This window comes from Enterococcus devriesei (genome assembly GCF_001885905.1).
GTDB lineage: Bacteria > Bacillota > Bacilli > Lactobacillales > Enterococcaceae > Enterococcus_A > Enterococcus_A devriesei.
The window spans coordinates 1-14,662 of the sequence record NZ_JXKM01000008.1 but is presented as its reverse complement, the minus strand read 5'-3'; the positions used below and the strand labels follow the sequence as shown (position 1 = coordinate 14,662).

The 14,662-nt window shown below is 40.9% G+C and carries 12 protein-coding genes and 1 riboswitch; all 12 genes read left to right on the top strand.

Going from position 1 to position 14,662, the window contains the following annotated elements:
- The first annotated feature begins 287 nt into the window (after window positions 1–287).
- Window positions 288–1,331 (top strand): phosphoribosylformylglycinamidine cyclo-ligase, encoded by a 1,044-nt coding sequence (purM, locus tag RV00_RS11425; RefSeq protein WP_071862724.1) that lies wholly within the window; start codon window positions 288–290, stop codon window positions 1,329–1,331.
- Window positions 1,328–1,915, top strand: coding sequence for a phosphoribosylglycinamide formyltransferase (gene purN, locus RV00_RS11420; RefSeq protein WP_071862723.1), 588 nt, complete (start codon window positions 1,328–1,330; stop codon window positions 1,913–1,915). The genes purM and purN overlap by 4 nt, the downstream gene beginning before the upstream one ends.
- Entirely contained in the window at window positions 1,896–3,428 is a 1,533-nt protein-coding gene (gene purH, locus RV00_RS11415) for a bifunctional phosphoribosylaminoimidazolecarboxamide formyltransferase/IMP cyclohydrolase (protein WP_211272391.1), read from the top strand. Before purN ends, purH begins: the two co-directional genes overlap by 20 nt.
- A gap of 9 nt (window positions 3,429–3,437) precedes the next feature.
- Window positions 3,438–4,688, top strand: a complete 1,251-nt coding sequence (gene purD / locus RV00_RS11410; protein WP_071862721.1) for a phosphoribosylamine--glycine ligase — start codon at window positions 3,438–3,440, stop codon at window positions 4,686–4,688.
- 263 nt (window positions 4,689–4,951) lie between these two features.
- Complete coding sequence (locus tag RV00_RS11405) at window positions 4,952–5,380, top strand: DUF3788 family protein (protein ID WP_071862720.1); 429 nt, start codon at window positions 4,952–4,954, stop codon at window positions 5,378–5,380.
- A gap of 124 nt (window positions 5,381–5,504) precedes the next feature.
- Window positions 5,505–6,482 carry a GMP reductase gene (gene guaC / locus RV00_RS11400; RefSeq protein ID WP_071862719.1) on the top strand — a complete coding sequence of 326 codons (978 nt, stop codon included), beginning with the start codon at window positions 5,505–5,507 and terminating at the stop codon, window positions 6,480–6,482.
- Between the two features lie 149 nt (window positions 6,483–6,631).
- Window positions 6,632–8,053, top strand: coding sequence for an aminotransferase-like domain-containing protein (locus tag RV00_RS11395; RefSeq protein WP_071862718.1), 1,422 nt, complete (start codon window positions 6,632–6,634; stop codon window positions 8,051–8,053).
- Entirely contained in the window at window positions 8,054–8,779 is a 726-nt protein-coding gene (locus RV00_RS11390; RefSeq protein WP_071862717.1) for a nitroreductase family protein, read from the top strand. It abuts the gene before it with no gap.
- 42 nt (window positions 8,780–8,821) lie between these two features.
- Window positions 8,822–8,986: riboswitch (M-box (ykoK) riboswitch) on the top strand.
- 250 nt (window positions 8,987–9,236) lie between these two features.
- Window positions 9,237–11,843, top strand: coding sequence for a magnesium-translocating P-type ATPase (mgtA, locus tag RV00_RS11385; protein ID WP_071862810.1), 2,607 nt, complete (start codon window positions 9,237–9,239; stop codon window positions 11,841–11,843).
- A gap of 389 nt (window positions 11,844–12,232) precedes the next feature.
- Entirely contained in the window at window positions 12,233–13,342 is a 1,110-nt protein-coding gene (gene pdhA, locus RV00_RS11380; protein ID WP_071862716.1) for a pyruvate dehydrogenase (acetyl-transferring) E1 component subunit alpha, read from the top strand.
- A gap of 2 nt (window positions 13,343–13,344) precedes the next feature.
- On the top strand, window positions 13,345–14,322 hold the full coding sequence (locus RV00_RS11375) for an alpha-ketoacid dehydrogenase subunit beta (protein WP_071862715.1): 978 nt from the start codon (window positions 13,345–13,347) through the stop codon (window positions 14,320–14,322).
- 210 nt (window positions 14,323–14,532) lie between these two features.
- On the top strand, window positions 14,533–14,662 hold a 130-nt coding region (locus tag RV00_RS11370), incomplete at its 3' end, for a biotin/lipoyl-containing protein (protein WP_338070748.1).

The following is a 14,662-nucleotide window of genomic DNA, read 5'->3' as shown; positions in this document are numbered from 1 at the left end:
AATAATGGTATACGCTATGACAATAAGAGTCATTTTTCGTTTTTTGAAAAATGATTTCTAAGATTAGGAATAAGCCCTATGAATAAAAAATAGTCGAATGGTATACGGCATGAAGATCAAACTCATTTTTGGCTTTCGAGAAAAATGAATACTTTAATATGAATAAGGATGCCAGTTCCACTTATTGATTTAGCAAAGCTAGTGGAATGGTATACGGCATGAAGATCAAACTCATTTTTGGCTTTCGAGAAAAATGAATACTTTAATATGAATAAGGAGCGGATCGTGTGGGAAATGCATATTCTAAGGCTGGCGTAGATGTTGAGGCTGGTTATGAAGTGGTTGAACGGATCAAAAAGCATGTAAAAAGAACGGAACGCTTAGGTGTAATGGGGGCAATCGGTGGGTTTGGCGGCTGCTTTGATTTAAGTTCGTTTCAATTAAAAGAGCCGGTGTTAGTTTCTGGAACAGATGGTGTAGGCACAAAATTAATGGTGGCAATCCAAGCAGACAAACATGACACGATCGGGATCGACTGTGTGGCGATGTGTGTCAATGACATTGTGGCCCAAGGCGCGGAGCCACTTTACTTTTTAGATTACATTGCTACAGGAAAAAATATTCCGGCTCGCTTGGAGCAAGTGGTGGCTGGTGTGGCAGAAGGTTGCGTCCAAGCGGGGGCGGCCTTGATTGGTGGCGAGACGGCTGAGATGCCGGGGATGTACGGGGAAGACGATTATGATTTAGCCGGCTTCACCGTTGGGATCGCAGAAAAAAGTCAAATGATCACTGGTGAAAAAATCAACACCGGCGATCTCTTGGTAGGTTTGCCTTCATCAGGCATTCACTCCAACGGCTATTCGCTCGTCCGTAAAATTTTCTTTGAAACAAATAGCTTTTCAATCAATGAAAAATTACCGGAATTGACTCAAGAACTAGGCGAGGAATTATTGACGCCGACACGAATCTATGTCGATGCGGTCTTACCTTTAGTTAAAAAGGAGTTAGTTACAGGAATCGCTCATGTGACTGGCGGCGGATTTGTAGAAAATCTGCCACGGATGTTGCCGGATAATCTAGCTTGTGAAATCGAATTAGGAACATGGCCGGTCTTGCCGATTTTTGACGCGTTAGCAAAATACGGGGAAATACCAGAAAAAGAAATGTACGAAATTTTCAATATGGGGATCGGTATGGTTTTAGCGGTTGCCCCAGAAAAATTAGAGGAATTACAAGCTGATTTGACTGCTCGTGATGAAGATGCCTTTGTGATTGGTAAAGTCATTGAAAATGGAGCAGACCCAATCATTTTTAAAGGAGTAAAGGCATGAAAGTCGCTGTCTTAGCATCAGGAAATGGCTCGAATTTTGAAGTGATTGCTCAAGCATTCAAAGATCAAAAAATCGATGGTGAACTGGTTTTATTGTTTTCAGATCATCGCGATGCGTATGTTTTGGAGCGGGGGAAAAAGTTTAATATTCCTTGTGAGAGTTTCGAGCTTAAAGAATTCACTGACAAGCGGAGCTACGAGGCAGCGCTGTTGAAATTACTGCAGGATTACGACGTTGAATTGGTAGTTTTGGCGGGGTATATGCGGATCGTAGGAAAAGAATTACTCGCTGCCTTTCCGCAAGCAATTATTAATATTCATCCGGCTCTACTGCCTAATTTTCCTGGACTGCATGGGATCAAAGACGCTTATGAAGCGGGTGTGTCTGAAACAGGAGTAACGATTCATTACGTCGATGATGGTGTCGATACTGGACCAATCATCGCACAAAGTAGGGTAGCCGTGGCTGCAACTGATACTTTGGATAGCTTGGAAGAAAAAATTCATCAAGCGGAACATCATCTTTATCCGCAAGTCTTAGCGGAAATTGTAAAGGAGAATCATGATGAAAAGAGCATTAATTAGTGTTTCAGATAAAACAGGGGTTGTTGAGTTTACTAAAGGATTGGTTCAAGCTGGAATCGAGATCGTTTCCACCGGCGGAACGAAAAAAGCTTTAGACGAGGCGGGGATTCCAACCTTGAGTATCGACGAAGTGACAGGATTTCCTGAAATGATGGATGGTCGTGTAAAGACGCTGCATCCAAAAATCCATGGCGGATTATTAGGCCGACGCGACGTAGCTAGCCATCTGGATGCTATGAAGGCTCATGATATCCAACCGATCGATTTTGTCTGTGTGAACTTGTATCCTTTCAAGGAAACGATCTTAAAGCCTGAAGTCACAGAAGCCGACGCGATTGAAAATATTGATATCGGTGGACCAAGTATGCTGCGTTCAGCGGCGAAAAACTTCAACGCTGTGACAGTGGTTGTTGATCCAAAAGATTATCCTCGCGTATTAGACGAGTTAAAAGAACAAGGGGAAACAAGTTTAGCGACACGGAAGAGCCTAGCCGCGAAAGTTTTCCGCCACACTGCAGCCTATGACGCGCTCATTGCAGAATATTTAAGCCAGCAAGTGGCAGAAACAGAACCAGAAAAATTAACGCTGACTTATGAATTGAAACAAACATTGCGTTACGGCGAAAATAGTCACCAGCAAGCGGCCTTTTATCAAAACGCCTTACCTGTTCCTTATTCTATTGCCAACGCGCAGCAGCTTCACGGCAAAGAACTTTCTTATAATAATATCAAGGATGCGGATGCGGCGATCCGCATCGCTCGTGAATTCAGCGAGCCAACGGTAGTCGCCTTGAAGCATATGAATCCTTGTGGCATCGGCAGTGGAAAAACAATTCTTGAAGCATATCAATTTGCTTATGAAGCAGACCCAACTTCAATCTTTGGCGGGATTTTAGTGGCAAATCGTGAAGTTGATTTGGCGACAGCGGAAGAAATGCATAAATTGTTCTTAGAAATCATTATTGCTCCAAGCTTCAGCCAAGCAGCCTTCGATGTTCTGTCTGGCAAAAAAAATCTACGTTTGATGACCCTCGATTTTTCTGATCAAGCAACGACTCAGCAGGAGATTGTTTCTGTTTTAGGTGGATTACTGGTTCAAGATCAAGATGTAATTGAAGAAGAGCCGGAAAGCTGGGAAGTCGTGACTGATCGTAAACCGACGGCCGAAGAATTAGCAGCGTTAGCTTTTGCTTGGAAAGCGGTGAAACACGTGAAATCCAACGCCATTGTGGTAGCCAATGCACATCAAACTGTTGGTGTCGGTGCGGGTCAAATGAATCGCGTCGGCTCAGTCAAAATAGCCTTGGAAGAAGCGAAAGGTCGAATGGAGGGTGCTGTGTTAGCAAGTGATGCCTATTTCCCGATGAATGACAGTGTTGAATACGCGGCGCAGCATGGGATCAAGGCCATTGTTCAGCCAGGTGGCAGCATTCGTGATAAAGACTCCATCGAAATGGCGAACAAATATGGTGTTGCGATGGTCTTCACTGGCGTGCGTCATTTCAGACATTAGGAGGATTTTATGAAGATATTAATAATCGGCAGCGGTGGTAGAGAACACGCAATCGCCAGAAAAATATTGGACAGTCCACAAGTAACAGCGGTTTTTTGCGCTAAGGGAAATCCGGGAATGGTCCAAGATGGGATTCAAGTCGTTGATATCGCAGAAGATGACCATAAAATGTTAATTGCCTTTGCAAAAGAAAACGCAATTGACTGGACGTTTGTCGGTCCGGAAATTCCATTGCTAAATGGAATCGTCGATGATTTTCAACAAGCTGGACTAGCGATTTTCGGCCCGAATCAAGCAGCGGCGATGATTGAAGGTTCGAAGGAGTTTGCTAAAAAGCTGATGGTAGATAATCAGATTCCTACCGCTGATTACGCCGCGTTCACAGATTATCAAGCGGCTTGTGATTATGTCACAGAAAAAGGCGCACCGATCGTTATCAAAGCGGATGGTTTAGCTGCGGGTAAAGGTGTGACGGTGGCGATGACGCTGGAAGAAGCACTGCAAGCGTTGAAGGAAATGATGACCGATCATCGTTTCGGCGAGAGCGGCGACAAAGTTGTGGTAGAAGAATTTTTAGCCGGTGAAGAATTTTCGTTACTAGCCTTTGTTAAAAATAGAAAAGTCTATCCAATGGTGATTGCTCAAGACCATAAGCGTGCTTACGACAATGACGAAGGTCCGAACACTGGTGGCATGGGGGCTTATTCACCTGTACCACAAATATCGGAAGCAATGGTTGAAAAAGCGATAGCAGAAATTCTGCAACCGGCAGCTGACGGTATGGTGAAAAATGGCACGCCTTTTACTGGGATTCTATATGCTGGTCTGATTGCGACTGAAGCAGGTCCCAAAGTCATCGAATTTAATGCACGCTTTGGTGATCCTGAAACACAAGTCGTTTTACCTCGTTTGACGAGCGATTTAGCTCAAATCATCAGTGATTTTTTAAAAGATCAAGAACCGGAATTAACATGGAGCGATCAAGCCTCAGTCGGTGTTGTTTTAGCAGCAGAAGGCTATCCAAACGACTATCAAAAAGGGATGCCGCTGCCAGACTTTAACGATCAAGTTACTGTTTATTACGCTGGTGTAACGCAAGGAACGAAACAAATGGAAGCTTCTGGCGGGCGCGTTCTAGTCGTGGAAGCTGAGGCCGATACGATTCAAGCAGCCCAAGCGCAAGTGTATCAAGCATTATCAAAAGCTGAAACAGCCGGCTATTTTTACCGAAATGATATTGGTTCCAAAGCGAAAAAATAATTTCTCAGACGGTCGATTGACCGTCTTTTTTTTGATTTCTTTTCATTTTTTAACGAGTTAATCAAAGCGTAGTCAAGTAAAGAAGGAATGTAGTGAGTTAATTAAAAACAAGATTAAAAAAATGACAGTTCATATTAAAAGTGGTAGACTTAACATGAAAAAAAGATTAAAAAGGTGTGTAATTTTGAAGAAAAGTAAAAACAATCCAACAGTTGGGCTGTTAGGATTAAGGCTATTTTTTAGTATCGAAAGAGGCGAGAACCATGGAAAGTAAACAGTCTGATTCAGAGCGCGAGAAAAAAGAATTACAAACGATTCTATCTGGACTCCCAAATTCTCAGTATTTGAAAATTTTACTAGCGCAAATCATGCGGCATTATGATCCTAAGATCACTTATATTTTTCAAAAAAAATCTGGTTGGCAGCTGATGATCGAACAATATGACGGTCTGCTTTGCCGAATTATCATTCATAAAGAATATTTTTCTGTTATTACTCCATTTCCAGATTTTGGGATCAATTATTTGACGCCTATGGTGAAAGTGATGTCCTCGGAATTCAGAGAGAAGTTTGAAGAGGTTTCGAAAAAGACCAAACAGATCGAAATGAAAGTGACCAATGAAGAAGAGATGGAAGATGTTATCTTTTTAATTAGTCTTCAAGCGAAAAAATTAAGGAAATCCGAAAGTTAAAAAGTTAATGTTCGTGTTTTTTCGAATTATTTTAAAAATAATCTTGCTTTTTAGTTGAAAATGTTGTAAATTACATAGGGCGATAGAGCCCTATGTTTTTTTATCTCAAACACTGGAGGCCAGTATGAAAGTATTTGATTATGAAGATATTCAGTTAATCCCGAATAAATGTGTGGTAAACAGCCGCTCAGAATGTGATACAACGGTCCAATTAGGAAAATTTAGTTTTAAGATGCCCATTGTACCAGCCAATATGCAAACAATCGTTGATGAAAACATCGCGGAGTTTTTAGCTGAAAATGGTTACTTCTATATTATGCATCGTTTTTACGAGGAAGAGCGCATTCCTTTCATCAAAAAAATGCAAACTAGCGGCTTATTCACATCAATCAGTGTAGGTGTGAAGGGTTATGAATATGATTTTGTTAAACAGTTAGCAGAAGAAAAATTGAACCCTGATTTTATTACGATCGATATTGCTCACGGACATTCAGATCCGGTCATCAATATGATCAAGCACATAAAGAAATATTTACCAGAAACATTTGTGATCGCTGGTAATGTTGGTACTCCTGAAGCAGTTCGGGAATTAGAAAACGCTGGTGCCGATGCAACGAAAGTTGGGATTGGACCAGGGAAAGTGTGCATCACGAAAATCAAAACCGGTTTTGGAACTGGCGGTTGGCAACTAGCAGCTTTAAGCTGGTGTGCAAAAGCGGCTCGTAAACCGATTATTGCGGACGGTGGAATTCGCACTCATGGTGATATCGCGAAATCTGTTCGTTTCGGCGCTACGATGGTGATGATCGGTTCATTATTTGCTGGACATGAAGAATCACCCGGTGAGACCAAAGTGGAAGATGGAGTGGTTTACAAGGAATATTTCGGAAGTGCTTCAGAATTCCAAAAAGGCGAAAAGAAAAATGTTGAAGGAAAGAAAATTTGGATTCCTTATAAAGGTTCTTTAGAAGACACTTTAGTAGAAATGCAGCAAGATTTACAATCAGCCATTTCTTACGCTGGCGGAAAAGACCTTGAAGCCATTCAAAAAGTTGATTACGTCGTTGTGAAAAATTCAATTTTTAATGGTGATACCATCTAAATATGACCTGTTTAAGAATCTAAGACCTTTAAGGTTTTAGGTTCTTTTTTTGCCAGCGACCCTTTTTGAAATAAATCTAATGAGTAGATTGACAGTTGTGAATGATTGGGTTAGCGTTAAATCATCCAATAGTAAATGAGGGCTTGAAGATGTGGCAATTAACGAAAAAAAATAAATTACCGCTTTACCAGCAGATCATGGAGCAAATCATTGATTATATCCAAACCGGGACACTGTTACCGGGGGATAAATTGCCGCCTGAAAGAAAACTGGCGGAACTTTATCAAATCAACCGTTCTACAGTGGTGCACGCGTTGGATGAATTGGTTAGTTTAGGGTGGGTGATTCGACGGCAAGGTAGCGGTACTTTGGTGAATGAAGGAAATTGGGGGCGTAGTACAACACCCCGGGTGGATTGGCGACGTTTATTTACGCAAGAAGCGTATCCTACCGAGCCTTATGTAGAAGAAGTTCATCGATTATTAAAGGATTCAGTGGCCTTGGATCTTTATTCAGGCGAATTGCCATTGAATTTGATACCTGATTTTCGTTTTCCTTCTTATACCTGGGAAGATTTATTATTAGAAGAACGAAAGCAAAGCCCGTTAGGCTATGGGCCGTTACAGCAAGTTATTTGTCAGCGGATAAAAATGGAACAGAAGATTGATGTTTCTGCCGATCAAGTGTTGATTACTTCAGGTGCGCAACAAGCGATGTTTCTTTTGTTGCAAGTGATGTTGCAAAATGGAGATAGTGTTGCGATTGAAGATCCTTCCTTCCTATATTCATTACCGATTTTTGCCAGCGCTGGTGTGCGTCTTTATGGGGTTGAAATGGATCAGGAAGGGATGCGAATCGACAAATTGGAGCAGTTGATCTTGACTAAAAAAATCAAAATGATCATCGTCAATCCGACTTTCCAAAATCCCACCGGGTCAACCATGTCCGCCAAAAGAAGACAAGAATTGATTATTTTAAGCCAAAAATACCAGCTACCAATCATTGAAGATGAGGTCTTCAGTGAATTGAACTTCGGACCAATTCCTCCGTCCTTGAAGGAAATGGCTCCTCATCAAGTGATTCATCTCGGTTCGTTGTCGAAAATTTTTGGTTCCTCCATTAAAATCGGCTGGATCGTGGCAGATAAGGACTTGATTCAGCGTTTATCTGAGGCGAAGCAGATGATGGATTTTTCAATCAGTGTCTTTCCTCAAGTCATCGCTCATACTGCGCTGAATGATTCTAAGTTTCAAGCGAATCAAGAAATATTAGTAGCAGAATTAAAGGAACGAGGGGCAGCCTTTACCGCAGATGCCCAGCAGATTACGGAAGATTGGTCAATCTCGACTATTGATGGAGGCTTGTATGTTTATTTAACATGGCGGCACCAAAAGCTCAGCCGCAAAGACTGGAGCATCTTTTTACGAGAAAAACTTTTAGTCGCACCCTCATTCCTGTTTAGTAATGATACAATGGCTATGCGGGTTAATTACACACGCTTGACGAAGCAGGATCGGCAACAATTTTTTAAAAGACTGCAAGTGATTTCAAAGCAATTAAGGAGGAACTAAATGAAGGCATTAGACGTGTTAAACAATCATCGGACGTATCGTAATTTTGATGAAGAGTATCAATTGTCAGACGAAGAATTGCAGCAGATTTTACAGGCTAGCTGCCAAGCCCCAAGCTGGATGAATGGTCAAATGTACAGCATCATTGTGGTGAAGGATAAAAAGATCCGGAAGCAATTGGTTGAACTGAATCCAGGTAATCCCCATATGTTGAAAAGCTCAGTGTTTTTAGTTTTTGTTGCTGATTTGAAACGGACGCAAAAAGTCGCGGAGCATTATCAAGTGGATTATCCGATTAATCAAGGCATTGATCCATTGATTACTGCCATTACTGATACGGCTCTAGCGTTGGAAAATGCGGTAGTTGCAACCGAAGCTCTGGGATTAGGCAGTGTCATTGTCGGATCAATTCGTAAGGATATCGCTGAGGTAAGTAAATTATTGAATTTGCCGGATTATGTTTTTCCCGTTGCAGGTTTAAGTATCGGAAAACCCATCGTCGAGATGCGGGTCAAGCCTCGATTGCCAAAAGAAGTGGTCATTCATTATGATACCTATCAAGATTATGACTATCAATTGATTGAAGATTATGACGAAACGATGGAAACTTTTGCTGAAGCACGAGAAACTAAGCTTTGGAGCAAGAAATTTGCTGATTATTTTGGTCGAACTCCCAATCAGAAAATTGATGAGTTTCTGAAAATAAACAAATTTTTTCAAGATTAAGTTTGACACAAAGAAATAACTGATTTATAGTGGAAATGAAATTAAAATAATTGTTAGGTGAGGCTCCTATACGGACACAGGCTACTGCCCAAAAATGTCGAGAGACGCCAATGGGTAGAACAGGAATCATCGTGAAGGTGATTCATAACGTAGCTGACAGATTCTGTCTACGCCCTATAGTGCTAAAGCTCGACGATGAACATGAATGAACTTTTCGCGCGTGCTCATTTTCGAGTGCGCGCTTTTTTTGCGAGTTCCACTTCGCGCTTTAGGCAGGATTTTCTACGTGTTAAGAATCTGCGAACTTGGAGCAAAAATTTTATAAGGCGGAAAAAATTTCACCGAAATAAATGAAAGGATGTGAGGAAGATGGAATATGATCATGAGGATAGTCGACCGAAATATAATTACCGTAGGACGACAGTGTTCGTCCTGAAATTTAGGAGGAACCATTATGATGAACAAAAAAAACCTTCTTGCTCGCAAGAACAACAAAGACCAAGAATTAAAAAAATTGGCGATTCTTTCTGATCGTGATCTTTTCTTAAACTTGCGTACTTCATTGCAAGGATTATCTGAAGAGGATGCTCAAAGCCGGTTAGAAGAATATGGCCCTAATGAGGTCTCGGCTCAAAAACCGACTCCAGCTATTTTATTATTTTTACAAGCCTTTAATGATCCTTTTGTGTATGTTTTGGCCTTATTAGCGATCGTTTCATTGCTGACTAGTGATTTTGAAGCAGCGATAGTTATGACGATCATGATTCTTGCCAGTGTACTGATTACATTTATTCAAGAATATCGTTCACAAAAAGCCAGCATCGAATTGAAAGAAATGATTGAAAATACAGCAGCAATCACCCGGAATGGTGAAACGAAAGAAATTCCAATGGATGAAGTTGTACCGGGAGATATTTTGACATTAGCAACTGGGGATATGATCCCGGCGGACGCGGTCTTAATTTGGACTAAGGACTTATTCGTGAATCAGTCTTCATTAACCGGCGAATCTATGCCAGTGGAAAAATTTGTTCCCAAAGAAGCGGCGATCACTGAAGAAATGACCGCGTTAGATTTGACGAATCTTGTTTTTATGGGGACCGATGTGTTAAGTGGTCAGGGAAAAGCAATTATTTTAAAAACGGGACAACAAACGTTCTTTGGCGATATTGCCAAAAATGCGACTTCTAAGCGGGGCAAGACTTCCTTTGATATCGGTTTGAACCGTGTGAGTAAATTATTGCTACGGATGGTTATGGTGCTCTTTCCATTAGTTTTCTTGATTAATGGTTTAACTAAGGGAGACTGGAGCAGTGCCTTCTTCTTTGCTATTGCGGTTGCTGTTGGTTTGACACCAGAAATGCTGCCAATGATCGTCAGCTCCAACTTAGCCAAAGGGGCATTGACCTTGTCTAAACATAAAGTAATCGTAAAAGAACTGGCTTCGATCCAAAACTTAGGCAGCATGGATGTCTTATGTACCGATAAAACTGGGACAATCACCGAAGATCGAGTTGTCTTAGTACAGCACCTAGATCCGCTAGGTAATGAGAATGAACAAGTATTAGATTATGCCTTTATGAATTCGACGTATCAAACAGGCTGGAAAAATTTAATGGATATTGCAGTGATCAATTATTTTGAAGAGCAAGATCGGCAACTGCCTTTCCAAAGTATTCAAAAAATCGATGAAATTCCTTTTGATTTTTCTCGCCGTCGGTTGACCGTAGTAATGAAAACCGATCAACATCAATTGATGATTACTAAAGGAGCCGTTGAAGAAATGGTGGCTATTTGTAAATATGTCGAAATCAATGGTGAGATTTTAACATTAACACCAGAGATTCGTCAGCAATTACAAGAGGTCAATGAAAAAATGAACCGCCAAGGAATGCGGGTCATTACGGTAGCCGTTCGTCGAGATGCCCATGAAGAAGCCATCTATTCTACCGATGATGAAAAAGATATGACATTAATCGGTTTTATGGGTTTCCTAGATCCTGCTAAAGCTTCTGCTAAGCCAGCGATCAAATCTTTGCAACAACATGGTGTGGCTGTAAAAGTTTTGACTGGTGATAATGCCATCGTGGCACAAAAAGTTTGTCAAGATGTGGGAATCTCTGCTGAAAACTATGTATTAGGCAATCAAGTAGACGAAATGTCAGATGAAGAATTATATCAAGCAGCTGAAACAACGAATTTATTTGCTAAATTAAATCCAATGCAAAAGTCACGAATCATCGAAGCGTTACAAGGTAAAGGTCATACGGTTGGTTTTATGGGTGATGGGATTAATGATGCCCCAGCGCTTCGCAAAGCCGATGTAGGAATTTCAGTTGATACAGCCGCTGATATTACCAAAGATGCCAGCTCGATTATCTTGTTAGAAAAAAGCTTGAGTGTCTTGGAATACGGCGTAATCGAAGGTCGTCGTGTGTTCAGTAACATGATGAAATACATCAAGATCACTATCAGCTCAAACTTTGGGAATGTTTTCTCCATTTTAGTAGCCAGTGCCTTCTTACCGTTTTTACCAATGCTATCATTGCAATTGCTATTGCAAAACTTGATCTACGATATCGCACAATTAACGATTCCTTGGGATAACGTAGATGAAGAAGAACTTCACGCACCAACTAAATGGGAAACCAAAGGACTGCTAAAATTCACCTTATGTATTGGACCCATCAGTTCCGTTTTTGATATTTTAACCTTTTTCGTAATGTGGTTTATTTTTGGTGCGACAACGGTTGCTCAGCAAAATCTTTTCCAAACTGGCTGGTTCATGGTTGGTTTGACTACGCAAGCATTAGTTGTTTTGATGGTACGCACAAGAAAAATTCCTTTCTTGCAAAGTCGTCCAGCCCCACAGGTTTTTATTAGCCTTTTAATGGCGGTTGTTGTAGGAATCTTAGTGGTAGTGACTCCTTTAGCTGGACAATTTGACTTTGTTCACTTACCTACAACCTATTGGTTCTGGTATATCGGGATCGTGATTGCTTATATGCTAGCAACCCAATTAGGTAAAGTTTTATATATTAAGATTGCAAAAGAGTGGATCTGAAATGTAACAGAATGGCGAACATCGTCATTCTGTTTCTTTTTTTGTGAAAAAGAGTAATAATTTTTTTAAAGCGTTTTTTTATTCACAAAGTTTTAAAAAAATAAAGAGCCTATTTTCCCCTGATACATCATAGCTACGGAGGAATTCTTTTAGATATTCATTATCGCTACAAAAGCCTAAGAAAACCCGTGATAAAAGCAACTGCAGGCTGTTTCACAAGGATAAAAAGTGAAACGCTTCAAAAAGTTCAGATTCTCAGAGCAAGTTTGTTGTCAATTGAATACAAAAATGCTACTTTAAAGAAGGAAGGGCAATAGCAATAATACAGATTGACTTGCTGTTGCACAACGAAATAGCTTTAATTTATGAAGAGAGGAAAGTGTGACACCATGGCAGAAAAAGAGTTAACGATTGATTTTGAAGCCTTACTTAAAGATGTAAACGCGGATTTTCCCGTGTACCAAACACTAGATGAAGAGGGGAAGGTTGTAAACGAAAACCTCGTTCCTGATTTGTCTGATGATGAACTTGTTGAATTAATGACTTCAATGGTTTGGTCTCGGGTCTTGGACCAACGTTCAACTGCATTGAACCGTCAAGGGCGTTTAGGATTCTTCGCACCAACTGCTGGACAAGAAGCCAGCCAATTGGCTAGTCATTTTGCTTTTGAAAAGGAAGATGTCTTGTTACCTGGCTATCGGGATGTTCCACAATTAATCAAACACGGTTTACCATTAGCAGAGGCTTTCTTATGGTCGCGGGGCCATGTTGCCGGGAATAATTATCCAGCGGACTTAAAAGCGTTACCACCCCAAATTATTATCGGTGCGCAATATGTCCAAGCTGCAGGTGTTGCTTTAGGACTTAAAAAACGCGACAGTAAAAATGTGGTCTTCACCTATACTGGTGACGGTGGTTCATCACAAGGGGACTTCTATGAAGCAATCAACTTTGCCGGCGCTTATCATGCAAACGCTGTATTTTATATTCAAAACAATGGCTTTGCCATTTCGACACCACGGGAAAAACAATCAGCGGCTAAAACTTTAGCACAAAAAGCAGTAGCAGCTGGAATTCCCGGAATTCAAGTTGACGGAATGGACCCATTAGCGGTTTATTATGTTTCGAAAAAGGCTCGTGAATGGGCAGCTAGCGGAAACGGTCCTGTGTTGATTGAAACGTTGACTTACCGTTATGGACCACATACTTTATCTGGTGATGATCCAACTCGTTACCGTACTAAAGAGATGGATGACGAATGGACGAAGAAAGACCCATTGGTTCGCTTCCGTAAATATTTAACGGAAAAAGGCTTATGGTCTGAAGAAAAAGAAGAACAAGTGATTGAAGCTACGAAAGAAGAAATCAAACAAGCGATCACAGATGCTGACCGTGTACCAAAACAAAAGGTTTCTGATTTCTTGAAAAATATGTATGAAGTACAACCACAAAACATCAAAGAACAAATTGAATTCTATGAAGCGAAGGAGTCGAAATAATCATGGCACAAAAAACAATGATCCAAGCAATTACAGATGCCTTAGCTCTGATGCTTGAAAAAGACAAAGAAGTTTTAGTTTTCGGTGAAGATGTCGGTAAAAACGGTGGGGTTTTCCGTGCGACTGAAGGTCTTCAAGAAAAATTTGGCGAAGATCAAGTGTTCGATACTCCATTGGCAGAATCAGGAATTGCTGGTCTTGGATTTGGTTTAGCTTTACAAGGCTTCCGTCCTGTACCAGAAATCCAGTTCTTTGGTTTCGTTTTCGAAGCGATGGATGAAATCGTTGGACAAATGGCTCGTACTCGTTACCGTATGGGTGGCACGCGTAATTTGCCAGTCACGATTCGTGCACCATTTGGTGGCGGTGTTCATACACCAGAACTTCACTCAGATAATTTAGAAGGTTTAATGGCTCAATCACCAGGTTTGCGAGTAGTGATTCCTTCAAATCCTTATGATGCAAAAGGACTATTGATTGCATCAATTCGCAACAACGACCCTGTTGTTTTCTTAGAACACATGAAGCTTTATCGTTCATTCCGGGAAGAAGTGCCAGAAGGAATCTACGAAGTGCCGTTGGATAAGGCGGCTGTTACTAGAGAAGGTACGGATGTTTCCATCATTACTTATGGTGCGATGGTTCGTGAAGCAGTGAAAGCTGCGGACAATTTAGCAAAAGAAAATATTAACGTAGAAATTATCGATCTACGCACGGTGGCTCCATTAGATGTAGAGACGATTATCAAATCGGTTGAAAAAACAGGTCGTGTTGTAGTTGTTCAAGAAGCTCAAAAACAAGCAGGCGTTGGGGCACAAGTTGTTTCAGAAATTTCTGAACGTGCAGTTCTTTCATTAGAGGCGCCGGTTGGTCGAGTTTCAGCTCCAGATACTGTTTTCCCATTTGGACAAGCAGAAGGCATCTGGTTGCCAAACGCGGCAGATATTGAAGCCAAAGTAAAAGAAATCGCTGAATTTTAATTACTAGTTCTACTTCGTGCTTTAGCATGTTTAGTAGCTAGTATGCATACGAGATATGGCGTTTGTATGCCAAAAAATTCATACGATAGTTACGAGCTAGTCCATTAACTGTTAATTAGAACTAGCCGAATGATATACGTGACGAAAATCAACTTTTTTTCGGCTTTCGAAAAAAAAGATACCGAAATATGAGATAGGAGCGAAAATAACATGGCTTACCAATTTAAATTACCGGACATTGGTGAAGGAATCGCTGAAGGTGAGATCGTTAAATGGTTCGTCAAAGCCGGCGATACGATTAGTGAAGACGATACTTTACTAGAAGTTCAAAATGATAAAT

What these genes read in the sequence shown, in the direction of transcription:
- purN (WP_071862723.1), top strand. Translation starts at nt 1,328, where the DNA reads ATGAAAGTCGCTGTCTTAGCATCAGGAAATGGCTCGAATTTTGAAGTG.
- mgtA (WP_071862810.1), top strand. Translation starts at nt 9,237, where the DNA reads ATGAACAAAAAAAACCTTCTTGCTCGCAAGAACAACAAAGACCAAGAA.
- pdhA (WP_071862716.1), top strand. Translation starts at nt 12,233, where the DNA reads ATGGCAGAAAAAGAGTTAACGATTGATTTTGAAGCCTTACTTAAAGAT.
- RV00_RS11395 (WP_071862718.1), top strand. Translation starts at nt 6,632, where the DNA reads ATGTGGCAATTAACGAAAAAAAATAAATTACCGCTTTACCAGCAGATC.
- guaC (WP_071862719.1), top strand. Translation starts at nt 5,505, where the DNA reads ATGAAAGTATTTGATTATGAAGATATTCAGTTAATCCCGAATAAATGT.
- RV00_RS11390 (WP_071862717.1), top strand. Translation starts at nt 8,054, where the DNA reads ATGAAGGCATTAGACGTGTTAAACAATCATCGGACGTATCGTAATTTT.
- purH (WP_211272391.1), top strand. Translation starts at nt 1,896, where the DNA reads ATGAAAAGAGCATTAATTAGTGTTTCAGATAAAACAGGGGTTGTTGAG.
- RV00_RS11375 (WP_071862715.1), top strand. Translation starts at nt 13,345, where the DNA reads ATGGCACAAAAAACAATGATCCAAGCAATTACAGATGCCTTAGCTCTG.
- RV00_RS11405 (WP_071862720.1), top strand. Translation starts at nt 4,952, where the DNA reads ATGGAAAGTAAACAGTCTGATTCAGAGCGCGAGAAAAAAGAATTACAA.
- purD (WP_071862721.1), top strand. Translation starts at nt 3,438, where the DNA reads ATGAAGATATTAATAATCGGCAGCGGTGGTAGAGAACACGCAATCGCC.